The 25,067-nt window shown below is 38.7% G+C and carries 25 protein-coding genes, 1 tRNA gene and 1 riboswitch; of the genes, 19 read left to right on the top strand and 7 right to left on the bottom strand.

Features of this window, described 5'->3' with window-relative positions; translation table 11 throughout:
* The first annotated feature begins 147 nt into the window (after positions 1–147).
* From B1R93_RS20325 to B1R93_RS20300, 6 genes are read left to right on the top strand one after another with little or no spacing between them, the layout of a single operon-like run.
* Positions 148–1,095: a sugar kinase gene (locus B1R93_RS20325; protein ID WP_088105780.1), complete on the top strand. Its 948-nt coding sequence runs from the start codon at positions 148–150 to the stop codon at positions 1,093–1,095.
* Between the two features lie 15 nt (positions 1,096–1,110).
* The gene (locus tag B1R93_RS20320; RefSeq protein ID WP_088105779.1) at positions 1,111–1,749 is read left to right on the top strand and encodes a bifunctional 4-hydroxy-2-oxoglutarate aldolase/2-dehydro-3-deoxy-phosphogluconate aldolase; all 639 of its coding nucleotides are present in this window, start codon (positions 1,111–1,113) and stop codon (positions 1,747–1,749) included.
* Positions 1,750–1,763: 14 nt separating this feature from the next.
* The gene (dgoD, locus tag B1R93_RS20315) at positions 1,764–2,912 is read left to right on the top strand and encodes a galactonate dehydratase (RefSeq protein ID WP_088105778.1); all 1,149 of its coding nucleotides are present in this window, start codon (positions 1,764–1,766) and stop codon (positions 2,910–2,912) included.
* A gap of 28 nt (positions 2,913–2,940) precedes the next feature.
* Positions 2,941–3,837 carry an AEC family transporter gene (locus tag B1R93_RS20310; protein ID WP_088105777.1) on the top strand — a complete coding sequence of 299 codons (897 nt, stop codon included), beginning with the start codon at positions 2,941–2,943 and terminating at the stop codon, positions 3,835–3,837.
* A 21-nt stretch (positions 3,838–3,858) separates the two neighbouring features.
* Positions 3,859–4,857 carry a C-terminal binding protein gene (locus B1R93_RS20305; protein WP_088105776.1) on the top strand — a complete coding sequence of 333 codons (999 nt, stop codon included), beginning with the start codon at positions 3,859–3,861 and terminating at the stop codon, positions 4,855–4,857.
* An 11-nt stretch (positions 4,858–4,868) separates the two neighbouring features.
* Complete coding sequence (locus B1R93_RS20300) at positions 4,869–5,780, top strand: dihydrodipicolinate synthase family protein (protein ID WP_245308388.1); 912 nt, start codon at positions 4,869–4,871, stop codon at positions 5,778–5,780.
* A gap of 69 nt (positions 5,781–5,849) precedes the next feature.
* Here the strand turns inward: B1R93_RS20300 and B1R93_RS20295 are convergent, their stop codons facing one another.
* Complete coding sequence (locus tag B1R93_RS20295) at positions 5,850–6,506, bottom strand: SGNH/GDSL hydrolase family protein (protein WP_088105775.1); 657 nt, start codon at positions 6,504–6,506, stop codon at positions 5,850–5,852.
* A 20-nt stretch (positions 6,507–6,526) separates the two neighbouring features.
* Positions 6,527–7,153 (bottom strand): polysaccharide deacetylase family protein, encoded by a 627-nt coding sequence (locus B1R93_RS20290; RefSeq protein ID WP_088105774.1) that lies wholly within the window; start codon positions 7,151–7,153, stop codon positions 6,527–6,529.
* 168 nt (positions 7,154–7,321) lie between these two features.
* On the opposite strand from B1R93_RS20290, the gene B1R93_RS20285 reads away from it, so the two are divergent.
* From B1R93_RS20285 to pssA, 4 genes are all read left to right on the top strand, one after another.
* The gene (locus tag B1R93_RS20285; protein WP_088105773.1) at positions 7,322–7,777 is read left to right on the top strand and encodes a MarR family winged helix-turn-helix transcriptional regulator; all 456 of its coding nucleotides are present in this window, start codon (positions 7,322–7,324) and stop codon (positions 7,775–7,777) included.
* A gap of 174 nt (positions 7,778–7,951) precedes the next feature.
* On the top strand, positions 7,952–8,368 hold the full coding sequence (locus B1R93_RS20280; protein ID WP_088105772.1) for a DoxX family protein: 417 nt from the start codon (positions 7,952–7,954) through the stop codon (positions 8,366–8,368).
* Between the two features lie 66 nt (positions 8,369–8,434).
* Complete coding sequence (gene wrbA / locus B1R93_RS20275) at positions 8,435–9,094, top strand: NAD(P)H:quinone oxidoreductase (protein ID WP_088105771.1); 660 nt, start codon at positions 8,435–8,437, stop codon at positions 9,092–9,094.
* An 838-nt stretch (positions 9,095–9,932) separates the two neighbouring features.
* Positions 9,933–10,631, top strand: coding sequence for a CDP-diacylglycerol--serine O-phosphatidyltransferase (gene pssA / locus B1R93_RS20270; RefSeq protein ID WP_088105770.1), 699 nt, complete (start codon positions 9,933–9,935; stop codon positions 10,629–10,631).
* Between the two features lie 63 nt (positions 10,632–10,694).
* On the opposite strand, the gene B1R93_RS20265 is transcribed toward pssA, so the two are convergent.
* Entirely contained in the window at positions 10,695–11,189 is a 495-nt protein-coding gene (locus B1R93_RS20265) for a spore coat protein (RefSeq protein WP_088105769.1), read from the bottom strand.
* A gap of 190 nt (positions 11,190–11,379) precedes the next feature.
* On the opposite strand from B1R93_RS20265, the gene B1R93_RS20260 reads away from it, so the two are divergent.
* Positions 11,380–13,563, top strand: coding sequence for a malate synthase G (locus B1R93_RS20260; protein ID WP_088105768.1), 2,184 nt, complete (start codon positions 11,380–11,382; stop codon positions 13,561–13,563).
* Positions 13,564–13,607: 44 nt separating this feature from the next.
* Entirely contained in the window at positions 13,608–13,916 is a 309-nt protein-coding gene (locus B1R93_RS20255) for a DUF962 domain-containing protein (RefSeq protein WP_088105767.1), read from the top strand.
* Between the two features lie 83 nt (positions 13,917–13,999).
* Here the strand turns inward: B1R93_RS20255 and B1R93_RS20250 are convergent, their stop codons facing one another.
* Positions 14,000–14,524: a DinB family protein gene (locus B1R93_RS20250; RefSeq protein WP_088105766.1), complete on the bottom strand. Its 525-nt coding sequence runs from the start codon at positions 14,522–14,524 to the stop codon at positions 14,000–14,002.
* A gap of 244 nt (positions 14,525–14,768) precedes the next feature.
* Positions 14,769–14,848, top strand: a riboswitch (ZMP/ZTP riboswitch).
* Between the two features lie 115 nt (positions 14,849–14,963).
* Between B1R93_RS20250 and B1R93_RS20245 the strand changes: the two genes are divergently transcribed.
* Positions 14,964–16,160: a phosphoglycerate dehydrogenase gene (locus tag B1R93_RS20245; RefSeq protein ID WP_088105765.1), complete on the top strand. Its 1,197-nt coding sequence runs from the start codon at positions 14,964–14,966 to the stop codon at positions 16,158–16,160.
* A 146-nt stretch (positions 16,161–16,306) separates the two neighbouring features.
* On the opposite strand, the gene B1R93_RS20240 is transcribed toward B1R93_RS20245, so the two are convergent.
* From B1R93_RS20240 to B1R93_RS20230, 3 genes are all read right to left on the bottom strand, one after another.
* Positions 16,307–17,194, bottom strand: a complete 888-nt coding sequence (locus tag B1R93_RS20240) for a LysR family transcriptional regulator (protein ID WP_088105764.1) — start codon at positions 17,192–17,194, stop codon at positions 16,307–16,309.
* A gap of 91 nt (positions 17,195–17,285) precedes the next feature.
* Complete coding sequence (locus tag B1R93_RS20235) at positions 17,286–17,951, bottom strand: haloacid dehalogenase type II (RefSeq protein ID WP_088105763.1); 666 nt, start codon at positions 17,949–17,951, stop codon at positions 17,286–17,288.
* Positions 17,952–17,994: 43 nt separating this feature from the next.
* Entirely contained in the window at positions 17,995–19,212 is a 1,218-nt protein-coding gene (locus B1R93_RS20230; protein WP_088105762.1) for an MFS transporter, read from the bottom strand.
* A gap of 120 nt (positions 19,213–19,332) precedes the next feature.
* On the opposite strand from B1R93_RS20230, the gene B1R93_RS20225 reads away from it, so the two are divergent.
* The 6 genes from B1R93_RS20225 to B1R93_RS20200 all read left to right on the top strand — a co-directional run bounded on the left by B1R93_RS20225 (position 19,333) and on the right by B1R93_RS20200 (position 25,061).
* Complete coding sequence (locus tag B1R93_RS20225) at positions 19,333–20,229, top strand: LysR family transcriptional regulator (protein WP_088105761.1); 897 nt, start codon at positions 19,333–19,335, stop codon at positions 20,227–20,229.
* Between the two features lie 24 nt (positions 20,230–20,253).
* Positions 20,254–21,333, top strand: a complete 1,080-nt coding sequence (locus B1R93_RS20220) for an NAD(P)H-dependent flavin oxidoreductase (RefSeq protein WP_088105760.1) — start codon at positions 20,254–20,256, stop codon at positions 21,331–21,333.
* A 90-nt stretch (positions 21,334–21,423) separates the two neighbouring features.
* Entirely contained in the window at positions 21,424–23,007 is a 1,584-nt protein-coding gene (locus B1R93_RS20215; RefSeq protein WP_245308386.1) for an ATP-binding protein, read from the top strand.
* On the top strand, positions 23,000–23,659 hold the full coding sequence (locus B1R93_RS20210) for a response regulator (protein WP_088105759.1): 660 nt from the start codon (positions 23,000–23,002) through the stop codon (positions 23,657–23,659). The genes B1R93_RS20215 and B1R93_RS20210 overlap by 8 nt, the downstream gene beginning before the upstream one ends.
* A gap of 185 nt (positions 23,660–23,844) precedes the next feature.
* Positions 23,845–23,916, top strand: a tRNA-Cys gene (locus B1R93_RS20205).
* A 257-nt stretch (positions 23,917–24,173) separates the two neighbouring features.
* Positions 24,174–25,061, top strand: coding sequence for an LPD16 domain-containing protein (locus B1R93_RS20200; RefSeq protein WP_088105758.1), 888 nt, complete (start codon positions 24,174–24,176; stop codon positions 25,059–25,061).
* Positions 25,062–25,067 lie beyond the last annotated feature (6 nt).

Here is a 25,067-nt window from a genome sequence, read left to right as displayed (position 1 = left end):
CAAGGGGGAACCAAGTTCTTTTTGACTGTAGCGACATAATATGAGTTTCTCTTATTGTGTTCATGGACATGTCAAAGTCTAGGCTCCCTCTTTTTTTAAATGGAATTAATACGGTTTGTCTAACGAACAAAAGTGAGGGATTTTGAGATGGATGTTGTAACAATTGGTGAAACGATGGCTTTATTTACTCCTGATTCAGGACCTATCCGCTATGCAAATGTATTTTCAAAAAGATATGGAGGCGCAGAGTCGAATTTCTCGATTGGCCTCTCAAGACTTGGTCATCAGGCAGGCTGGATTAGCGCGATTGGCGATGATGAATTAGGGAAAGGAATGCTTGCCTTTATCCGTGGTGAGGGTGTAGACGTGAGTGAAGTGAAGGTAGATCCAACCGCTCCAACAGGACTTTTCTTTAAAGAAATTCGAAGTGCTTCTGATGTGCGCATTCAGTATTACCGAAAAGGCTCTGCTGCTAGTCAATTAACGAAAGAAGATTTGAATGAAGCCTACCTTGCAAAGGCGAAATACTTACATATTTCTGGGATTACTCCAGCGTTAAGTGAGAATTGTGAGGAAATGATTTTTGAAGCCATACGGATAGCAAAGAGAAATAATCTTAAGATTGTCTTTGACCCTAACTTAAGAAAGAAATTGTGGAGCGAAGAACGGGCACGAGAAGTGCTGCTAAGAATTGCGAAACAAGCTGATATCATCCTTCCAGGGATTTCAGAAGGGGAGTTTATATTAGGTGAAACTGATCCAGCTGTTTTAGGAGAAAAGTTTTTACAACTCGGAGCAAGCACAGTCATTTTAAAAGTAGGAGCAGAAGGGGCTTACTATTTTACCTCTGAGAAAAGTGAGCTTATTCCAGGCTTTTATGTTGAAAAGGTGGTTGATCCAGTAGGAGCTGGAGATGGTTTTGCGGCTGGATTTATGTCGGGAGTACTAGATGGCCTACCGCTTGCCGAAGCTGTTCGACGTGGAAATGCAGTCGGCGCTATCGTTACAACGGTGAACGGCGATGTTGAAGGGTTACCAGAGCGAAATGAAATTGAAAGATTTATTAACAAACCAGACGATGATGTAAGTCGGTAATTTAAGGAGGAGAATATGAGCTTATTACAACAAATTCAGGAAAATGGTGTTGTGGCGATTATACGTGGTGCAAAACCAGAAAATATTCTTTCTATTGCGAAAGCCTTGCGTGAAGGTGGCGTTCGAACATTAGAAATTACGGTTGAAACACCACGAGTGCTAGAACTAATTGAGCAAGTATCAACGGAATTGGATGATGTAATTGTTGGAGCGGGAACGGTTTTAGATCCTGAAACCGCTAGAGCTGCGATTATGGCAGGAGCAAAATTTATTTTCTCTCCAACTGTCAATGTCGAAACGATTCGTCTGACAAAACGGTACGGGATTATTAGTATTGCAGGAGCATTAACACCAACAGAAATTCTGACGGCATATGAAAATGGGTCTGATGTGATTAAAGTGTTTCCGGCTAACGTATTCGGTCCTAAGTATTTAAAGGATGTGCACGGACCACTTCCTCATATTCCTCTAATGCCAACGGGTGGTATTGATCTATCAAATATTCAAGATTACATAAAAGCAGGCGGGGTTGCTGCTGGTTTAGGAAGTGCCCTTGTTGATACGAAACACGAAATGGATGAAGCTTATTTTGAAGAGTTAACAGCGAAATCAAAACAATATGTAGAGGCGATCCGAGCTGCACGTTCTAAATAAGAGGGGGATTAACAATGAAAATTACAAAACTAGAATGCTTTATTGTTCCACCAAGATGGTGTTTTCTAAAAGTTGATACTGATGAGGGAATTACAGGCTGGGGGGAACCAATAGTCGAAGGAAGAGCGAGTACAGTAAAGGCGGCAGTAGCAGAGTTAAGTGACTACTTAATTGGTAAGGACCCTCTTCGCATTGAGGACCATTGGAATGTTCTATATCGCTCGGGATTTTATCGAGGCGGCCCGATTTTAATGAGTGCGATAGCTGGGATTGACCAAGCATTATGGGATATTAAAGGGAAATTTTTTAATGCACCCGTTTATCAATTACTAGGTGGAGCATGTCGTGATTCAATTCGAGTGTATTCCTGGATTGGAGGCGATCGTCCTAGTGACGTTGGGAAAGCGGCTAAGGAAGTTGTAAATGCAGGATTTACAGCTGTAAAAATGAATGGGACAGAGGAGCTTCAATATGTTGATTCCTATCAAAAAATTGATGCCGTAGTCGAACGAATTGCTGCGGTAAGAGAAGCGGTAGGCGATTATATTGGTATCGGAATCGACTTTCATGGCCGTGTTCACAAGCCGATGGCAAAGATTTTAGCAAAAGAACTTGAACCATTCCGCCCGATGTTTATTGAAGAGCCTGTCCTTCCTGAAAATAATGAGGCACTACGGGAAATAGCACAGCATACTCATATCCCGATTGCAACAGGAGAAAGAATGTACTCAAGATGGGATTTTAAACAGTTATTAGCGGATGGATACGTAGATATCATTCAACCAGATTTATCTCATGCTGGGGGAATTACAGAGTGTAAAAAGATTTTCTCTATGGCAGAAGCATATGATGTGGCCGTTGCACCTCACTGTCCACTAGGGCCAATTGCACTTGCTTCGTGTCTCCAAGTGGATGCTACAGCACATAATGCATTTATCCAAGAACAAAGTCTAGGAATTCACTATAACCAAGGTAGCGATTTATTAGATTATTTAAGCGATCCTTCTGTTTTTAACTATGAAGATGGGCATGTGAAAATTCCTCAAGGCCCCGGCTTAGGGATTTCAGTGAATGAAGAGGTTGTAAAGGAAATGGCAGGAAAAGGCCACAACTGGAAAAACCCAGTTTGGCGTCATAAGGATGGTACGGTAGCCGAATGGTAATTAGATAATAGAAAAGTGGAACATAAAGATGACAATTTTTTTTGATGTAGTTTTACCCGTATTACTCGTTTTTTTAATCGGGTTTGGGGTTCAAAAGTGGAAGAAGATTGATATAAAGGCAATCTCAACGGTAGCCATTTATATTATGACTCCATGTCTTGTTTTTAGAACGTTTTATACAGCGGAGCTAGATATGCAATATTTTTATATGGTTATTTTCTCCGCTATTCTATTATTCGCTTTAATTGTTATAAATAAATGGTATGCGAAACTAAAAGGCTATTCTCAATCGGTAGAGAGCGGGATGATTTTATCAACGGCTTTTATGAATTCAGGGAATTACGGAGCCCCAATTATTTTATTTGCATATGGAGACATGGGCTTTGCTTATTCAGTCTCCTTTCTTGTTCTTCAAGCGATCATAATGAATTTTTTTGGTGTGTACTATGCGGCAAGAGGAGAGGCTGGAATAGGAGTTGCTGTAAAATCAGTGTTTGAAATGCCAGCAACTTATGCTGTTATACTCGCGTTGATATTGAAAAGTGTCAACTGGGAGATTCCCGATAATCTCTTTTTAACCATTGATATTATTGCAGAAGCAACTGTTCCGACCGTGATGGTTATTTTAGGGATGCAATTAGCGCAAATTAAGTGGGACAATTTTAATTGGGGGCATATTACCTATGGTGTCATTTTAAGGTTGTTCATTTCGCCGCTTATTGCTGTAGGGATTGTGATGATGTTTCCGCTAGATCCGCTTCTTGCTAAGGTATTAATTGTATCTGCTGCAATGCCTTCAGCAGCAACGATTGTCATGTATGCCGTTCAATTTAATACCGAACCGAAGCTTGTCTCCAGTATTACATTAATCACAACGTTAATTAGTATTTTTACAATTACGGTGTTATTAGCTATTTTAGGGTAATGATAAAGGAGAGAAAAAACAGTGAGTACATTTAAAGTCGTTGTAACAGATTATGAATTTGCTTCATTAGCACCAGAACAAGAGGTACTAAACAAAGTCGATGGTGTTGAATTTGTAGCAGTTCAATGTAAAACGGAAGAGGATGTGATTGAAGCAGCTAAGGACGCAGATGCGTTAATCAACCAATATGCTCCAATTACGCGGAAGGTTATTGAGAGTCTGCCTAAATTAAAGGTTGTGTCCCGCTATGGAGTAGGTGTCAATACGATTGATACTGATGCAGCGACAGAGCATGGAGTTATCGTAGGAAACGTTACTGATTATTGTATGGATGAAGTATCAGACCATGCCTTTGCACTTATCATGGCATGTGCAAGAAAAGTTGTTCTTTTAAATCAAGCGGTTAAAGAGAATAACTGGGATTATAAAGTGAGTGTTCCGATCTATCGTTTACGTGATAGAGTACTCGGTTTAATTGGACTAGGGAAAATCCCGCAAACATTGGCCAGTAAAGCTCAAGCATTTGGAATCAACGTCGTGGCATTTGATCCATATGTCGCACCGGAAGTGGCAAAGGACCTTAATGTTGAGCTATTAGAGTTAAACGAAGTATGTGCGCAGGCAGACTTTATCTCAGTCCATGCTCCTTTAATTGAGAGCACAAGAGGAATGATAAGTAAGGAGCAATTTAAAGCAATGAAAAAAGAGGCCTTCATCGTTAACACAGCAAGAGGACCGGTTATTGACGAAAAAGCATTAATTTCGGCACTTGAACAAGGAGAAATTGCTGGGGCTGGTCTTGATGTTGTGGAAGAAGAGCCAATCAATGAGAATAACCCGTTGTTGAAGATGGACAATGTTATTTTAAACCCACATGTTGCTTGGTACTCCGAGGAAGCGCAGCTAGAGCTTAAAAGAAAAACCGCTCAAAATGTAGCTGATGTTTTATTAGGATATTACCCGACGTACTTATTTAACGTAAAAGTTAAGGAGAAGGTAACCTTAAAGACGAAGGAGTAGGTGGTGAAGTCGTGACGGTGAAGGAACCGATGTTTAAAGGGGTGATTCCACCTGTTTCTACTCTCTTTACATCTGAAGGAAAATTAGATGAAGCTGGTATGAGGAAGCTGATTGACTATTTAATTGAATCAGGAGTGGACGGACTATTCTTCCTAGGAAGTGGGGGGGAATTTAGTCAAATGACTTTAGCGGAGAGAGAGCAATTGGCAACGTTTGCCACGCAATATGTAAATAAGAGAGTCCCTGTATTAATTGGAACAGGTGCAGTTCATACGCGGGAAGTCATCGAATTAACTGAACATAGTAAAAGCATTGGCGCGGATGGCGTTGTCATTGTGAATCCGTATTATTGGACTTTGTCCGACTCCAATTTATATGAGCATTACAGCAGTGTTGCTAAAGCGGTTGACATCCCTATTTTGCTATATAATTTTCCTAACCTAACAGGACAGGAATTAACGCCAGCCTTGATTTTGAAATTAGTGGATCATCACGAAAACATTGTCGGGATAAAGGATACGGTCGATACAGCAGGTCATATTCGTGAAATCATTTTAAAAGTGAAAACAAAGCATCCTCATTTTTCTGTTTTGGCTGGGTTTGATGATCATCTTTGGAATACGATATCCCTAGGTGGAGATGGCGTCATTTCAGCTAGCGGAAACTTTGCTCCAGAATTGACAGTTGGTATTTATCAAGCTTTTGTTAATGAGGACTATACGAGAGCGATAGAATTGCATCGACGCCTTGCGTATTTACCGCTAATGTATAAGCTAGACTCGCCTTTTGTTAATGTTATTAAAGAAGCAATGAAGCTACGTGGACTTATTGAATCGACGTATGTACTCCCACCAGCACAAACATTAACTGAAGATAAGGTAGTGGAACTAAAAGTTATACTCGAGAAAGCTCAATTACTTTAACTAAAGGGGATGTCCAAAAAGTTAAGTACGACCTATTGGGACATCCCCTTATTAATTGACTATCGAAAATTAAGACCGATTCCAGTCAAATTCAAGCTCCTTCAAGAGAACCCTCGCTAAAATCATATGACCAGTAGCTGTTGGATGAACCCGGTCCCAAGCAAGTGTAGCCGAATATAACTCCTTTAGTACACGATTAAAGGCTGCTTGTGTATCAACGAAAAGACAGTCATGCTTTCTTGCAAGCTTTTTAACAACTAAACCATATTGGTCCATCGTGCGACGCATCGCGTCTTGTTCGTTGCTTTCTATGTAAAAGGGAGTCATGAGAATGAGCCCTTTCATAAGTGGCTTTGTTTCGATAATAAGTTTCTCAAGTGTTTCCTCGTATTCATCAATGTAAACATGATAATCTTTAATAAATGGAGTATCATATTGCCGCCAAACATCGTTAATGCCAATCATAATCGATAACCAATCAGGCTTCATATTCATGACGTCTTCTTGCCATCTTCCCTTTAAGTCACGCACAGTATTGCCACCTATACCTTTGTTGATTACCCGAATGCCAAGCTCTGGGTAGACGGCTTGGAGCATTGCATCAACATAAGAGACATATCCTTTACCGAGCGCCCCAAACAGTCCTTCGCCTTCAGGTCTAGTTCGTTCACAGTCTGTAATAGAATCACCAATAAATAAAAATGTTTGTCCTTGTTCAAGTAGCATACAAAACCTTCTTTCTTATTTTAGTTTTCGCGGTTTGCGAGCTGTAACAGTTCACTTACGGTAACGAATTGGTAGCCTTGTTCCTTTAGTTCATAAACTAACGTTCGGACAGCCTCTATCGTTTGTGAGCGATCTCCAAACCCATCATGAAATAAAAGGATACTACCATTTTTAATATGGTTACGCGTTTTTGTCACAATATGATTAACACCTGGCTGTTCCCAGTCTAGAGCATCGATATTTAAAGCACCTATTACCTTATAACCCAACTCTTTTATCTCAGACGAAATGAATTCATTGAAATCAAAATAAGGAGGGCGAAAGGTTGTGGGCGCTTCACCAGTCATGTCCTTAATAAGCTTGTCTGTTTTTGTAATCTCATGAAGGCAATCATCTAAGCGCATTTGCGTTAACATTGGATGCGTAAAGGTGTGATTACCAATTTCATGGTTTTGGTCTATTACTTTTTTTACGATTTCAGGATGCTTAATCATTTGTTCACCAATCATGTAAAACGTCGCTTTACCAGAAACCTCCTGAAAAATCGTTAATACTTGTAGTGTATATAGAGGGTTAGGACCATCATCAAATGTAAATGCAACTGCCTTTTGTGATGTTTTAATCTCATGAATAAGTACAGTGCTCATATAAGTCGCTCCTATTATGTAAAAACCTGTTTATTTGAAATTATCTCATTTTTGTTAATATTATGCCATGTTTTCCATGTAATTTTAAGTGTATTCTTTGTTGACAGGATAAAATAAACTCGATATAATTATCTCGAATTCGAGGTAATTATAAAAAGGAATGATTAGATGGATAATCGAGATGAAATTCAAGTTGAAGAGGATTTATCATTAAAATTATTTGTTGTGTTATCCCGGGCATTACAGTCAATTAAAAAACGTGTTGAAGAAGATATTAAGAGCTACGGGCTTAATCCGACTGAGTTTGCGGTTCTAGAGTTAATTCATAGCAAAGGGGACCAACCGATTCAAAAAATTGGCGAAAAGGTTTTGATTGCAAGTAGCAGTATAACGTATGTGGTTGACAAGCTAGAAAAGAAAAAGTTAATAGAGAGAAAGCCTTGTCCAAAAGACCGTCGGATTACGTATGCTAGAATGACGACAGCTGGTGATGAGTTAATGATGGAAGTTTTTCCGAAACATAAAGAAGCTATTTTAAAAATATGTGGTGGGCTGGATTCAGGAGAAAAAGAATTTATGATTCATCAGCTTAAAAAACTAGGCTATTACGCACAGGAACAATAATTTTTTTAAGTATATATCTCGAATCCATAATATATTAATTAAGTATTATAGAGGTGAATTGGCGGCTCTTTATAATACTTACTAAAGTAGAGTAAATAATAATTGATAAGTAACATACTGTATGATAGTATGTTATACAGATAGAAATGATAAAAAAGTGGAGGTATTAAAAAGATGTTGAATAAACAAGAAGTAGGTAACTTTATATTACGTGTCATCTTAGGTATTGTGTTTTTAGCACACGGAGCTGCAAAATTTCAAGGAGGAATTGAAAATATTGTAGGCTGGTTCGATAGTATCGGGTTGCCAGGTGTGTTTGCTTATGTTGTCGCGACACTTGAATTAGTTGGTGGGATTGCGCTAATTTTAGGAATTGGAACAAGAGTTATATCAGCACTATTAGGATTAATCTTAATTGGAGCCATTTTTAAGGTGAAATTAGCAACTGGCTTCTTAGATGGGTATGCGTATGACCTAGTATTATTAGCAATCTCCTTACATCTTTTACTAAACGAAAGTAAGTTCTATGCACTAGGACAGCTGTTTTTTAAAGGGCAAGAGAAATCAAGTTCGTTTACAAAATCAGCTTAATTATCTCGATATAGAGAAGTTCTAAACAGTAAGTTCTTAAATAATGTTAAAAAGGTAGGTGTTAACATGAGTTTTTTAACTAAATTATTTGGAAAGTCAAAGGAGGAAACAAATATGTCAACGATTAAATTAGCGGTAATTTATTACAGCTCTACAGGTACGAACTATCAATTAGCTAAATGGGCAGAGGAAGGTGGAAAAGCAGCTGGTGCTGAAGTAAAAGTATTAAAAGTTCCTGAGCTTGCGCCACAAGCTGCTATTGATTCAAACCCAGCATGGAAAGCGCATGTAGAGGAAACTAGAGATGTCCAAGAAGTTACATTAGACGATCTTGAATGGGCAGATGCAATTATTTTCAGTGTGCCAACACGCTTTGGAAATCTGCCAGGACAAGTGAAGCAGTTTATTGATACGACTGGCGGGCTTTGGTTTAATGGTAAGCTTGCGAATAAGGCGGTAAGTGCGATGTCATCAGCAAGTAATGCACATGGTGGTCAAGAAGCGACGATTTTATCGCTTTACACTACCATGCACCATTGGGGAGCAATTATTGCTTCCCCAGGTTATACGGATCCGATCCAATTCTCTTCAGGTGGAAATCCATACGGTGTCAGTGTAACTGTTGGTCAAGATGGCAAGATGCAGGAAAATGTGGAGGAAGCAGCGAAATATCAAGCGAAGCGTACCGTTCAGGTTGCAGGATGGATTAAAAAGGGTAATCAATAATAAAAAGAAAAACAGCTAACCGGTCCGGTTAGCTGTTTTTAATATGGTCACATAATAATAAACCTAGAAAAAACTTGAATTTGTAAGCGTTTTCAGTTATACTGAAGGTAGGTCGGGTAGCAACTGTGGCTGCCATGGTATCAAGCGAAGGCGGGGCTGATACTGTCGGAGGAACGAAGTTGTCTGTGTCAATTTATATAGTTGAATATGTAACTGTTTTGGGAATCTGCTGTGATGAAGGCAGGTTCTTTTTTATGTAAAAATTACGGCCAATTTAGTCGGAGGTTCTCAAATGTGTAGATGGGGCTATGATGATGTGCAATCGTTAAGTTTTAAATGAACGAATTTGGAAGTGAAATGACGTTGTAAGTTGTTCACCTATACCTATATAATTAGGGCTATTAATATAAGAGTGAGTTGAATGCATATGTATAAATGGAGAAAATTGGATTTTTTTTGGATTGAATTGGGATGGCGTTATTTTGGATGAACGTACATTAAAGTACAAGAAGGCTTAAGATAATGAACGATTAGATGGCTACAAATAATCTGTCATAAAGTTATAAACTTTTAGGGTTATAACTTTATGACTAAATTTTACGTATGATGATCGACGTATTGATCATAATTAGAAGTAGCTTTCGTAATCGGGAAGAAATAGTAGCTAGAAGTCGTAAAACGATTTTTGCGTTTGGCTTAATCAAAATGGATTAGGCGTGAATGAATCTAAAAACTGTTTCGATTATTTATTGTTCAATGCTACTTTCTACAAGAATTTCTGAAATGAAGTGTGATTGTGTATAATAGGGGAAGAATGGAAAGATGAAAGAGTGATAAAATGAGGCTTATTAAAAGTATTCCCAACATGGTCACGCTCGGAAATTTGTATTGCGGGTTTTTATCGATTGGCTTTGCGGCAAACGGGCAGTTTAGCAATGCTGCGATTTTAATATTAATTGGGATGATGTTAGACAGTATGGATGGCCGTTTAGCTCGTATGTTAAAAGCAGATAGTGATTTAGGAAAGGAATTAGATTCCTTGGCAGATATCGTTACGTTCGGGGTAGCTCCTTCTTTTCTCGTTTATTATACATACTTTTTTCAATTCGGTTTATTAGGGCTTGCGATCGCAGGGTTATTTCCGTTATTTGGTGCTTATCGTTTAGCTCGATTTAATATCAATGCGACAAAGTCGTCGATGAATTATTTCACAGGTGTTCCGATTACGGCTGCAGGTGGTATTTTAGCGCTCCTGACATTATTTCGACATAACCTACCTGATATTGTGACAACGGTTATTTTTACTGCAATGTGTTTTTTAATGGTTAGTAAAATTAGAATTCCAAGTTTAAAGGAAGTGCCTCTTCCGAAGTATGGTACGATTGTAACTGTGTTTTTAGGTTGTTTGTTATTTTTGATCTATCGTGGAACGTATGGACAATTTCCATATCTCATTTATATCGCTACACCACTCTATATTGCTTATGTGACGTACCGTTTTATTAAAGGGAAACATAATCGACGTAATGTGGAGTAATCTGTTTTTGGGTGTCCAAGTCATAAGCGACTTTGGGACACCCTTTTTACGTTTACTTTGGGGCTATAATGACTGATTTAATGCTTTGCTTGCTAAATTGATATCATTTTGTAAGAGCTTATCTAAATCGTAGGATGGATAATAGCTTTTTCCATACATGTAGTAAAAGACCTTGGCATGGAGATTGATTACTGCCATTAATTGTAGCTTTAAAACGTCACGTAGAGCAGGGGTTGCAGTTTCGGTAATGGCAATAGCATAATTTCGAACTGAGGTTTTCATGAACACAAGTAGGTCCCCGGCATAAAAAGGAGTTTCGTCATTGCGAGAGTCGTCCTCGTCCTCGCTTCTGGCGGTAACTGGATAAAACATAATTAATTCGCGAATATTTGCACTTAATCCTTCGATTGCTTCTTTATATAAGTCTTTTAGTGCGGGGTCAGTAATATCAGAATATGTTTTTTTACATTTCATAAGGCCAATTGCTTGAAAAGCGACTAATTCATGAATTTCTAACGTTTCGTGCCAAGCTAAGTGATTTGGTTGTTGATGATCCATTTCATTGCCTCCTAATAATTATTCCTTTTTAAGCTATTCAGAGAAGTGGGATTGGAACTATGTCTAAACAGAAAAGGGCATTTGCCTAGTTTATAACTAAAAGGAATATCCGACATTCGAAAAATGTATTTCATTTATACTAGATACTGAACTTATAATAAGTAGCAAGAAGGTAAAGGGGGATGAACCAATGACTAGTTATGTAAAGGTAGGGAAATTACAGGTTGCAGCGAATCTTTATGAATTTATTAATGCAGAGGCTATTCCTGGGACGGGTATTTCAGCTGGAGAGTTTTGGTTGCGTTTTCAAGATTTAGTCACTGAACTAGCCCCTGAAAATAAGCGTTTAGTAGAGAAAAGAGAGGAACTTCAGAAACAAATCAATCAATGGCATCAACAACATAGAGACGGAGATTTCGAGAAATATAAAGCTTTTTTAGAGGAAATCGGTTATATAGAAGAGGAAGTAGAAGAGTTTGAAGTAACGACAACAGGTGTTGATGCAGAAATTGCGAAGCAAGCAGGTCCACAGCTCGTGGTTCCCGTTAATAATGCGCGCTACGCTCTAAATGCAGCAAATGCAAGATGGGGGAGTTTATATGATGCTCTTTATGGAACCGATGCTATTTCCGAGGAGGAAGGATGTGAAAGAGGTTCTTCTTTTAATCCGTTACGTGGTCAAAAGGTCATTGAGTTTGGGAAAAAGTTTCTCGATAGCATTGCTCCATTAAACGCAGAAGCTTCTCACGGTGAGGTTAGGAAGTATCGACTAGTAAACGGTCACCTAATGGCTACTCTGCGAAATGACCAAGAAGTAGACTTGATGGAAACTTCAAAGCTTGTAGGCTATCGAGGGGACGAAGTAGATCCAGAGGCCATCCTACTTCAAAATCATGGATTACACGTAGAAATACAAATTGATCGCGAACATCCTATCGGTAAGACCGATGAGGCCGGTGTGAAGGATATTTTAATCGAAGCAGCGTTAACGACAATTATGGACTGTGAGGATTCCGTTGCTGCTGTTGATGCAGAGGACAAAGTGGAAGTCTATCGAAACTGGCTCGGTTTAATGAAGTGCGACCTAACCGCTTCCTTTAACAAAGGAGAGAAAACGATCACGCGTACGTTAGCGCCAGATCGCGAATACACAGCAGTTGCTGGAACACCTTTTACATTAAGGGGACGTTCTCTCATGTTTGTGCGTAATGTAGGTCACTTAATGACAATCAACGCCGTCCTTGACGAGAATGGGCAAGAGGTTCCTGAAGGGATTCTTGATGGTGTGATTACTAGTCTTATTGCCATCCATAACCTAAAAGGCAACGGTCTTTATAAAAACTCCACTGAGGACTCAGTTTATATCGTCAAGCCAAAAATGCACGGTTCAGAAGAAGTAGCGTTTGCGAATAAACTATTTAACAGAATAGAAGATATACTAGAACTAAACCGCTATACCTTGAAAATTGGTGTGATGGATGAGGAAAGACGGACTTCATTAAACTTAAAAAATTGCATACATGCGGTAAAGGAACGGATCGTCTTTATTAATACAGGCTTCCTAGATCGAACCGGGGATGAAATGCATACGTCGATGGAGGCAGGTCCAATGATCCGTAAACATGAGATGAAAAGCTCAACATGGTTACAAGCTTATGAAAAATCAAATGTAGCCAATGGTCTATCATCAGGCTTACAAGGTCGTGCGCAAATCGGTAAGGGCATGTGGGCGATGCCAGACTTAATGGCAGAAATGATGAAGCAAAAAATTGGTCAGCTACATGCTGGAGCAAATACAGCGTGGGTGCCTTCACCAACAGCAGCCGTGTTACATGCGTTGCATTATCATGAAGTAAATGTAACAAGTATTCAAAATGAGCTTGTAAAAATAACAAAGAAGTATCAAGATGATATTCTAGACTATCCAGTGGCAAATGAGCCTAATTGGGAGTCGGATGACATTCAACGAGAACTAAATAATAATGCGCAAGGAATTCTTGGTTATGTCGTTCGCTGGGTCGAGCAAGGAATTGGCTGCTCGAAAGTACCAGACATTAATAACGTAGGACTCATGGAAGACCGTGCAACGCTTCGGATTTCTAGCCAACATGTAGCCAATTGGCTCTATCACGGCATTTGTAGCGGTGAACAAGTACTAGAGACATTAAAACGGATGGCAAAAATTGTAGACAAACAAAATGCAGCAGATCCTAACTATCAACCAATGGCAAACGACTTTAACAATTCAATTGCCTTCCAAGCGGCTTGTGAATTAATTTTTGAAGGACGACAACAGCCTAGTGGATACACCGAGCCAATTTTACATCGTCGCCGGTTAGAGGCGAAGGCGAAAGCAGGATCAACAGTGAAATAACATTTTTTAAATAAATATAAAATCGAGTGAAAAAGGGTGTAACAATGAATGAGAGGTTAAAGAATGATTTAATACAGTATCAACAAGCACATCAAAATAAGTGGAACCAATTCCTACATTATTTTGCTTTTTTGTTTGCTTGTATTGCTTGGGTATTTTTGTTTATTAATTGGTTTGTAACCCTTTACTTTGCGCTGTTACATTACGTATTTTCATGGATAGGCCACTTTTACTTTGAAAAGAATAAGCCAGGAGCGCTAAAGAATCCATTGCTTGGCTTCTATGCTGGTTTCATTTGGTTTTTTATGCGAAGCTTTGAGTTAATATCTAGAAAAAAAGTATTACCGAAATAATAGCGAATTATTTAGAATAAAGTTCAACTAGAGAGAGCGATACTTAGCCAAGGGCATCGCTCTTTTTGTTTTACTATAAAATGTTATGAATTCAATATCCCTAAATATTCTTTCCAGGGCCCAACATCTTTTCGGTATCTTTCGGCCATTACTCTTACAATTTGAGCAATATGTGTTAAATCATGAACAGCCCACGTAGATAGTAATTCTCTTGCTTTCACTATACCAAATGCAGGGTGTGAACCTGTTAATTCAAGGTTTGATTCATCTTTAAAAAGAAGCTTTAGTTTGGTAAGATTCTTTGTTCTAATCGCTTTAAACTCGAGTAACGTTTGTTCAATCGAGCTTTCCGATATTTTATTTAAGTGTGAATGACGATCAAATGGGGGAAATGATTTCCGTTCTCCTTCCTGGAGGATGAGCTCTAACCGGGGTATCCAATTATGTATCTCGCCCTCGATAAGGTGATCAATCACTTCAGAGACATTCCAGGTTCCTTCGCCTTCATTTGTTTGCAACCATCCAACAGATAATCCTATCAAGAAAGATTCTAGTGTTTGTGGTGTACGTTCTAGAATCTCAATTGCTTCTTTCATGTTAAAGTTCATATCAATGGCTCCTTTTTTGATTCGTTTCAAGCACATATTATTAACTACTCTTTAAACGAGCATATCACAGCAATAAATCTCGCAGTAGTTTTTGAATTGAAATTATGGGAGTTTTCAGTCATTTATTTTGAAAGATATGTGACAATGTCATTCATCCGAAGTAGATTGGGCATAATATCTATTAAATAAATAATATTCAAGGTTGAAGGTTGGTTAGAAATTTGGTAAAATTGAAACAAATTCAAAGACTATGTGTGACTGGCGAACGCGGATAACCGTGAGGGAGCATATAGTTCGTCTTAGCCGTTCGCCTGGGCAGAGGTAAGGGATTCTTTAATCTCTTACCTCTTTCTGTTTACTGATAAGGTAGACGAAACGATTTAGACTATAATATGAAGAAGAATTAAAAAAAACAAAGGTTGAAAAAGGAGAGAATAAAATGAGCACAATTACTTTTGAAAAAGCGAAAACGATTAAAACGTTAAATAATATAGCAGAAAGTGGGTTAAAAGTATTTAAGGACAACTATACGATTGATAATGATAGTGAAAATCCTGATGCTATTGTTGTTCGTAGTTTTAACATGCACTCACTAGAGTTTGGTGATAATTTAAAAGCGATCGCACGTGCTGGAGCAGGAGTCAACAATATTCCGGTCGAAAAATGTACTGAGCAAGGTATTGTCGTTTTTAATACACCTGGTGCCAATGCAAATGCAGTAAAGGAACTTGTACTAACGACATTAATGGCTTCTTCTCGTAACCTGTTTGCTGGTGTGGCATGGACAAAGACGTTACAAGATGAAGGAGAAAAAATTTCAAAACTTGTAGAAGCAGGGAAGAAGCAATTTGTTGGAAAAGAAATTAAGGGGAAAACGCTAGGTGTTATCGGATTAGGTGCAATTGGTGCGCTTGTTGCGAATGATGCTCTTGATTTAGGAATGGATGTTATCGGATTTGACCCGTTCATTTCTGTAGATACAGCGTGGAACTTGTCTCGAACTGTACAACGTGCGATGTCGATTGAAGAGTTGTATGCGAACGCTGATTTTATTACGGTACACGTTCCGTTCACTGGTGATACAGGTGGAATGTTTAACGCTGAAACATTTAGCCTTATGAAGCCAGGTGTTCATATTTTGAATTTCTCACGTGGTGAGCTTGTAAACGAAAAGGATATGCAAGCAGCACTTGAAAGCGGAAAAGTTGGTAAGTATATTACAGACTTCCCGAATGAGAATGTGTTGAAAATGGATAATGTCATCCCGATTCCGCATCTTGGTGCTTCTACACAAGAATCAGAGGAGAATTGCGCGATTATGGCGGCTCGCCAAGTGAAGGAGTTTTTAGAGACAGGAAACATTAAGAACTCAGTAAACTTCCCGAATGCGTCTCTTCCTTATACAGGAAAGCGCCGTGTGGCAGCATTCCATAAAAATGTCCCGAATATGGTAGGGCAGATTACATCTGCTATTTCAAACTTTAATTTAAACATTGCTGATATGGTGAACAGAAGCCGCGGCGAGTACGCATATACGATGATTGATATTGAGAATGACGTAAATGGTGAAATTATACCTAGTTTAGAGGAGAAAATCAGTCAAATCGAGGGTATGGTTACGACCCGCATGATTTAATAAAACAGGTGAAAAAGAGGCTGTGCCCTCTAAGCAACGTGTGGAGCCATTGCTGCTTCCTAGCGTGACTTTCAATGGGTTTTTCAGTGGGCTGTGCCAAAAGGTTGTTTTTTAACCTTTTGGCACAGCCCTTTTTTGGTTGTTGTTTATAACGCCAGTTTATTCCTACTTAATTCAATAAACTCTCGAACCGCAAAGGAAAGATATTTATTTTTCTTCCAAATCATCCCTAGCTCGAGATTGATCTCAGGTTGTTTAAAAGGGATGGAAACAAGATGTTGTTCGGTTATATTCATGGCGATTTTGCTAGGAAGAAGAGCGATGCCTAATTTGGCTGATACCATTTCAATAATAAAATCCTTTTGTGATGTCTCGCAAACGACAGACGGATAATATCCGTGCTTTGTACACGTTTCAATAATTTTATCGTGTAATGAAAAATCCTTGCGATATAAAATAAATGATTCCTCTTCTAAATCCTTGTAATGGACAAAAGGTTTGGATGATAACGGATTTTCAGAATGGGCAACGAGCATTAATGGATCGTCTAATAGGGTGATCACATGAAAGTTTTCACTTTGAACTGGAATGCTACAGACGAGGCCGATATCTAGTGATCCGTCATCAACTCCTTCACGGATTTTTTTCGTGCCAACTTCGGTTAAGATTAAGTCCACAAGAGGATAACTCTCTTTAAAGTGACTAATCAAGGTTGAAAAAAAAGCCGCTCCGATAATAGGAGGAATACCAATGCGAATCTCACCTTTTTTTAAATCCATCATGTCTGTTAATTCAGAAGAGAGATTATGAAAGGCTTCTAATACGTGCTTTGCGTTAATCAATACTGCTTTTCCCGCATCAGTTAGTTCAAGCTGCTTTGGGGAACGGTAAAACAATGGAACGCCGAGCTCACCTTCGAGATTTTGAATCGCTTTACTAATAGAAGGCTGTGACACGTGCAAGGTGGTAGCCGCTTTTGTAAAGCTTAAATTTTTGGCTACTTCTGAAAAGTACTCTAATTGGCGGATATCCATTGGTTTAGCTCCCTCCTAAATTGAACATGTGACTATCATATATTAAATCACACCATTCATCTAGTATTTTTTGAAAGGGTTTTCATTCGTTTCAGAGCCACTCTAGAATTCCAGTCAAATCGTTATACGTTGCATGCGGCTGTAAATCTAGATGTTCATTCGGTTGGCTGCTTCTGTTAATCCAGGCGGTTTTAAATCCAAATGCTCTTGCTCCGGAAATGTCCCACCCATTTGACGATATAAATAAAACTTCATCTCGTTCAAGCTTTAATGCTTTCATTGCATGAAAATAAGAGGCAGGGGTAGGCTTATATTGTTTAATATCATCGACACTAATGATCGCATCAAAAGTACCTGAAATGGCGGATTGGTGGATAAGTGGTTCAAGCATATCACGAGAGCCATTTGAAAAGACGGCACGTTGTTTGTCAGAAAGCTGTTCTACTACATTCTTAACTTCGGGATGAAGAGACAGTCGTCTGTACTCTTCGATTAATTGTTGTTCCTGTTTGGGGGAAAATGGTAGATGGAGTTTTTCTAAGCTGAATCGCAGTGAGTCCTTTGTAACTTGATAGAATGTTGTGTAATGGCCCATTAACTGACGCAAAAAGGAATACTCAAGCTGCTTTTGTCTCCATAAAACACTAATTTCTTCGCCCTTTCCTGGATAAAGATCCTCACATACTTTTTTAACTGAATAAACGTCAAAAAGTGTTCCATATACGTCAAATACATAGGCTTTTATTGATGTGCTCATTTCGAACCCCTTTCAAGTCTCTAATGTGTGACAGTGTAATGATTTAGCTTTCAATGTTATTATATATGACCTTTTGATGACTACGATAACAGATTAAAATTAACGAAACAAAGAGAAAAGCGAAACCAATAAGAGTGGAAATTAAGAGAACAATCCCATTCCATCCAAATCCACCAAAGACCCACCCACTACTTGTGCCGATAACACTCGATCCTAGGTAATAGCAAAATAGGTAAAGGGAAGCTGCTTGTGATTTATGCTTTTCGGCTAACTGCCCGACCCAACTACTTGCAATCGCATGACTGCCGAAGAACCCAAATGTAAAAATAGCTAATGCTACGATCATGATAAGTAGCTGCAGACTAAGTGTGAGCAATCCGCCAATTAGCATAATCAGAATGCTAGTAAGGATTGCTTTCGGCTTACCGATTGCATCACTCACTTTACCCATAAATGTTGAACTAAAGGTACCAACAAGGTATAGAAAAAAAATAAATCCAATAAGCGTTTGAGATAAATAGAAGGGTGATGAGGTGAGTCTGAAGCCTAAGTAATTATAAACGGTAACAAAGCTTCCCATTAACACGAATGATAGCCCGAACAGGCAAAGAAGCCGTACATCCTTTAATTGGTACAATAAAGATGGGAAAAATGTTTTCGGAGAAAGAGTCGTACGCTTAAAGTGCCTAGGTTCAGGAAGGGTCTTGATAAACCAAATACTTAATGCCAAGCACGTGCCCCCGATAATAAGTAATGCACTTCTCCAGGAAAATAAATCCGTCATTAAACCTGAAATAAACCTGCCAGCTAACCCTCCAACTGTATTTCCGCTTACATAGATACCCATAATCAATCCTAAGTGATTTGGATGGAATTCCTCGTTTATGTAGGTCATCGCAATACTTGGGAATCCGGCTAAAGCAATCCCCTGTAAAGCACGTGTTGTAATTAGTATGGCGAAATTAGGACTAAAGGAAGCAAGAATGCACAAAAATGATGACAGCACTAAGGAGAAGGTCATGATCTGTTTTCGTCCTATCGTATTCGATAATGTAGCGGCTACAAGCATAGTAACAGCTAGACATCCAGTTGATACGGATAACGATAAACTAGCGACTGCAGGCGTTACATGAAATTCTTCAGCAAAGAGTGGAAAAAGTGTTTGAACTGAGTACAAAATCATAAAGCTTACAAAGCTTCCAACAAACAAAGCGACCAACGCCTTCCGATAGCTTTTCTGCCCCGTTTTGAAATACTCCATTTTTAAACCACCCTTACAAGTTAAGTAGATATCCTTATCATACTTTTGACAAGTGATAACTTCCAATTTATAATTTTTATAATTTTAATGCATAAATGTAATAGATTGGTGGGAGATGCAATGGAGTGGCAACAACTTGCTTATTTTCAAAGAGTCGCAACACTTCAACATTTTACAAAGGCAGCTGAATCACTCTTTATTTCTCAGCCTGCATTGAGTCGGTCAATTTCTAGGTTAGAAAAGGAGTTAGGCGTTCCTTTATTTGAACGTCAAGGACGCTCAGTCCAACTCAATCGATATGGACAGCTTTTTTTAGAAAAGGTAAATGTCGCTTTACAGATAATTGAAGATGGTCAGCAGGAAATAAAGGAACGTGTAAGTCCAGAGTCGGGTAATATCGCTCTGTCCTTTATGCATACACTTGGCTCAGAGCTTGTACCAGAGTTGATTGGGAAATATCGAGAAACGCATCCAGGAGTTACGTTTCAATTGTTTCAAAACACAGCAAATCGTTTAATGGATCAACTTCAAGCTGGCGATATTGACTTATGCTTAACGACTGTATCAGAACTAACCCCTGAGATTTGTTGGATTGAACTGTTTTCGGAACGTTTGTATGTAATTGTGCCCGACTCACATTACCTTGCTAACCAAACGGAGGTGAAGTTAAGTGAACTTGCAGAGGAGTCGTTTATCGGTTTTAAGAAAGGGGTTGGACTTAGGACAATTACGGACCATCTTTGTCAGGAAGTCGGCTTTACCCCAAGGCTAACATTTGAAGGACAAGAGGTTGGAACAATAACAGGCCTCGTTTCTGCCGGACTTGGAGTCGCATTAGTGCCTGAGCGAATTGGAATAGAGCATTACGCTATTCAAAAATTATCGGTCGTAGATGTGGAATGTAGTCGAACAATCGGTCTCGCATGGAAGGAACGCGCTTTTGTTCCTAAGGTAGTGGAGCAGTTTAGAGAGTTTGTCCTTGCACATTTCAAAAATATCGAAGAAAGTAAAAGGTAAAGGGTTGATCAAAAATGGGAGGGGATAGTATTGAGAAATTCATTAACGGAACAATTAGGTATTAGGTATCCGATTATTCAAGCGCCGATGGCCGGCGGGGTAACTACGTCTGAATTAGTTGCAGCTGTGTCAAATGCGGGTGGTTTAGGGATGATTGGTGCAGGCTATATGACCCCACAGCAAACCCGTGAACAAATAAGAGAGCTTAAGCAATTAACAGTAAAAAGCTTTGGTATTAACCTGTTTGTCCCAAATGATTTTCATCATTGTGAAAAAGAGGTTAAAACCGCACAAGCATTGTTAAAGCCTTTTTATAAAGAACTAGGATTAGAGGAGAAGGTGTTTTCGCTTCCAACAAAGGAAAAGACAGTCGCAACTTTTAAGGAACAGCTTCAACTTATAATTGAGGAACAGGTTCCCATCTGTTCTTTTACGTTTGGACTCCCAACTGTCGAGCAAATTAAGGAGCTAAAGAAAAATAAAATTACGTTAATTGGTACAGCAACAACAATAGAAGAAGCAGAACGAAATGAAGCTGCTGGAATGGATATGGTCGTAATGCAAGGTACGGAAGCTGGTGGACATCGCGGTACGTTTTCACACGAAGCAAAAGACGGCTACATCGGACTAATGTCTTTAATCCCACAAGCAGTTGATAGCGTTAACATCCCTGTTATTGCAGCAGGTGGAATCATGGATGGGAGGGGAGTAAGTGCAGCGTTATGTTTGGGAGCATATGCCGTTCAAATGGGTACAGCTTTTTTAACATGTGTTGAAAGTGGGGCAAATCAGGTACACAAGGAAGCGATTCTTCAGGCCAGTGCAGATGACGTTGTATTAACACGTGCATTCTCAGGAAAATGGGCACGAGGCATTGATAATCGTTTCATTGCAGAAATGAAGGGAAACGAGGAGCAGTTACCTGGCTTTCCGATTCAAAATACGTTAACGAAGGCACTAAGAGGGGCGGCTTCTTCTCAAGGGATACCTGACTTTATGTCATTATGGTCTGGTCAAAGTCCAATGCTGGCTAAAATGCAAACCGTTCACGAATTAATCGAAACAATCTGTAATGAAACAAAGATAAAGCTAAACATCAGCTAGTTGCTATTGACTTTTTTTCGAGGAAGGTAGTATGGTATGATGCTAGGGATTTCTTAGTTTCGGCATAGATTAGGGTAAGGATGACAATCAATGAGAATAAGCTTACGTATGAAAATGTTATTAATGTCCTTTGTTGTTGTCTCAATATCAATTGTGACAAGTGGTTGGATCATGGTATATAGCATTACGGATGCCTTTGAAAGAGAATTAGGAGAAAGAGCGATTGCCATTGCCAGAACGGTTGCGCAAATGCCTAATATTCGTAACATGGTAGGGATGCCTGGAGGGGAAGCAGAAATCCAACCGATCGCCGAACGGACGAGGCTCGCAACAAATGTAGATTATATTGTTATTATTGATATGGATCGAATCCGTTACTCGCATCCTTCTGAAAGTATGATTGGGAAAACATTCGTTGGCGGAGATGAAGCAGCAGCTTTAGCTGAGCATGAATATGTTTCGAAAGCTCAAGGGACGTTAGGGAATTCTGTTCGAGCGTTTGTGCCGATTATGAATGAAGAAGGGGTCCAACAGGTAGGGGTAGCTGTAGTTGGAATTCTAACACCTTCCTTCCAATCATTAATCGCCGAATATAGTAAAGATATTCTTTTGTCTTTAATTTGGGGGTTACTCATCGGGTTACTAGGTTCGTTACTCTTAGCTCATAACATTAAGAAGCAAACCTTTGGGTTAGAGCCTTATGAAATTGCTAAAATGGCAGAAGAACGTTCAGCTGTTATGCAGGCAATGGAGATGGGGATTATTGCATTAGATGAGCAAGGGAACATCACCTTTATGAACCGACTGGCAGAGCATTATACGTGTAATGAAACGATACAAAGGAAAGAACATTTAAAAGATATTTTTCCAAATTCATGGGAGAGTTTATTAAGTCAAAAAACAGACTTAATTAATCGTCATATCGTTCTATTTGATAAAACATATCTTTTGTCCTTACATCATATTCATGTAAAAGGAAAACTAGTTGGATCGTTTATGACGATGGTTGATCGAACAGAAGCAAATCGACTAGCGGAGGAAATTACGGGAGTGAAAGCACTCGTCGACGCGCTAAGAGCCCAAAATCACGAGTATATGAATAAGCTTCATAGTATCGCTGGATTGATTCAACTTGAGCGAACAGAGGAAGCACTTGATATCATCATTGATGAGACGACGGACGAGGAGCGGACGATTCAATTTTTAAAAGACCGAATCAATGACTACTCTGTTTCTGGATTATTGCTTGGGAAACGTTCAAGAGCACGTGAGTTAGGAATAAAATTATCGATTAATACGGATAGTTATTTGAAGCAAATCATTGATGAGCTTAGTGCAGGAGATGTTGTCACTATCTTAGGAAATTTAATAGAAAATGCATTTGAGTCCTTTCCGAAAGAGAAAGAGAATAAAAACGTTGAATGTTTTATTCAAGGAGATAATCGCTATCTATTTATTAGTGTTAGTGATGAAGGGAAAGGTATGCTTGAGGAAGAGAAAAGTAAAATCTTTACGTACGGGTATAGTACAAAGCAAAAAGAGGGGCGTGGAATTGGCCTTGCATTAGTCAATCAGATTGTGATGGCGCAAAAAGGCACTATTGAGGTTGACTCGGAAGTTGGACAAGGGACTGAAATATCAATTGAAATAAATCGAGGTATAGAAGATGATTAAGGTATTTATCGTTGAAGATGATCCGATGGTGTTAGATGTAAATATAGGTTTTTTAGAGAAGATCCCACTTTTTCAGCTATGTGGAACCGCGTTGAATAGCAGTCAGGCAATAGAGAGTATTGAAGAAAAGAAGCCTGATTTAGTTTTGTTAGATATGTTCTTACCTGATGGGTCTGGATTAGAAGTATTATCATGGATACGTATGAATCAAGTTCATTGTGATGTGATTATGATAACAGCAGCACGAGATGCGACTACGATTCATGAGGTATTTCGATTAGGGGCAGTCGACTACTTAGTAAAGCCGTTTCGATTTAATCGCTTTAAAACGGCTTTAGAAACGTATCAAAAGATGTGGAAAAAGCTGAGTGACGTATCAATCCTTAACCAAGAGGATATCGATGAGTTAAAACAGGTGAGTCTACAGAAAGTTGGCCTGCCGAAAGGATTAAGTGAAACAACATTACGGCAAATCTTAATGAATCTTATGGAGCAATCAGAGCCGGTTACAGCAGAACAACTAGCCTCATATTTAGGAATGGCAAGAGTTACCGTTCGTAGATATTTGGATTATCTTGAACAATCTGGCCAAATTCGAGTACAAATTCAATATGGAAATGTAGGTCGTCCAAGTCATTATTATTACGTATAATAATGACTTTTTTGATAGGCGGCCAACGTACGCCGGTAGCCGAATGCCAAGTACGAACCATTTATTTACATATATAGTTAAATTGTCCTATTGATTAAATCTTCTTAAAGAAATATGATTAATTTCGTTGGTTAGGTGGAAAAAAACGGAATTTTGAAACCTTTATAGTTTAATTGGAGTAACATGGCGGTATGGCCAAGTGGTAAGGCAAAAGACTGCAAATCTTTTATCCCTCGGTTCGATTCCAGGTACCGCCTCTTAACAACCCAGAATTTCAGAATTATAATTTCACCCTGATAACTTCATGATTCTATCCTTGTATTTATTAAAACACGGCAGTATGGCTAAGTAGTAAGTCAAAAGACTGCAATTTTTATTACTTAATTCAATTATCGCTTCTTAGTTGTACTTCAAGGGTCAATGAATAATCATAACGTCCTACCCAATTAAATTTTTTGCAATATTAGGAAGTATAGGTAGGGTTTTATGTTAAAAAAAGAAAGGGTGTAGATGAATGAAGGTAAATACGGAAAAAAGAAATTATCATCACATGGTTTCCTCAGAAGAAGAGTTATTAAATTTAATTCGAGATGAATTAGAATCTGCTGAACAAGCAGAACTCGTGGTGATGGCTGGACATTTTATGTTATTTAATGATGAAGAAAGTAATTGCCTGAAACCTGGAATTATTGAGGAACAGTCTTCAGAATTAATGACAAATCGTATATCTCGGAGGGTTGGGATTTTCCCAACATATACGTGGAAACTTGGTATTGAGATAGGAAAAGAATTTAAGGATAAATTCGATGAAACAAAATTTTTGCTATTAATAAATGATTGGCAATACGTTCCTGATGGAGGTTCAACAGCGACCGAACTTAGACAAGCGTTCTATGAAAAATTCACTGAAATTCCTCAGATTTATAAGCAATTACTTGATGAAAGTAATGTGTTTGACGAGAAAAATATCTTAGCGAGTCGGAAACATCCAGTGGCTTTTCCAGAAACTTGGTTAAAATATCGCTTTCAAAAAAGTGCAAAAAAATTGGTCAAAGAAGGTAAGTTGGAAAAGAAGATGATTGAAGATAGACCCAATCAGTCTGAAGTCACATTCGTAGATTCAGATGGAAATTATAAAACGTTGATTAGTTGTGGAATAACTGGTTGTGCTGGTGAAGTAACTGAAATGATATCTGAAGTTCATAAATTGGGGCATAGACTTATGTTAATTTTTGCTCCGGGGGAATGTTATTCTCCTGTACGTACTGGTATAGAAATTGCTTTGAACCTATATGCATTAGACGGAATGAAGATAATAATTGCTGATCCAGGCGGTAGTGGTGAAAATTCTACTCAAGAAATTTATGAAAAAATTATTAACTTCTCAGTTTTCAATTCGTAAAAAAAT

This window comes from Halalkalibacter urbisdiaboli (assembly GCF_002156385.1).
GTDB lineage: Bacteria > Bacillota > Bacilli > Bacillales > Bacillaceae_D > Halalkalibacter_A > Halalkalibacter_A urbisdiaboli.
This window is presented reverse-complemented; position numbering and strand designations above follow the sequence as displayed.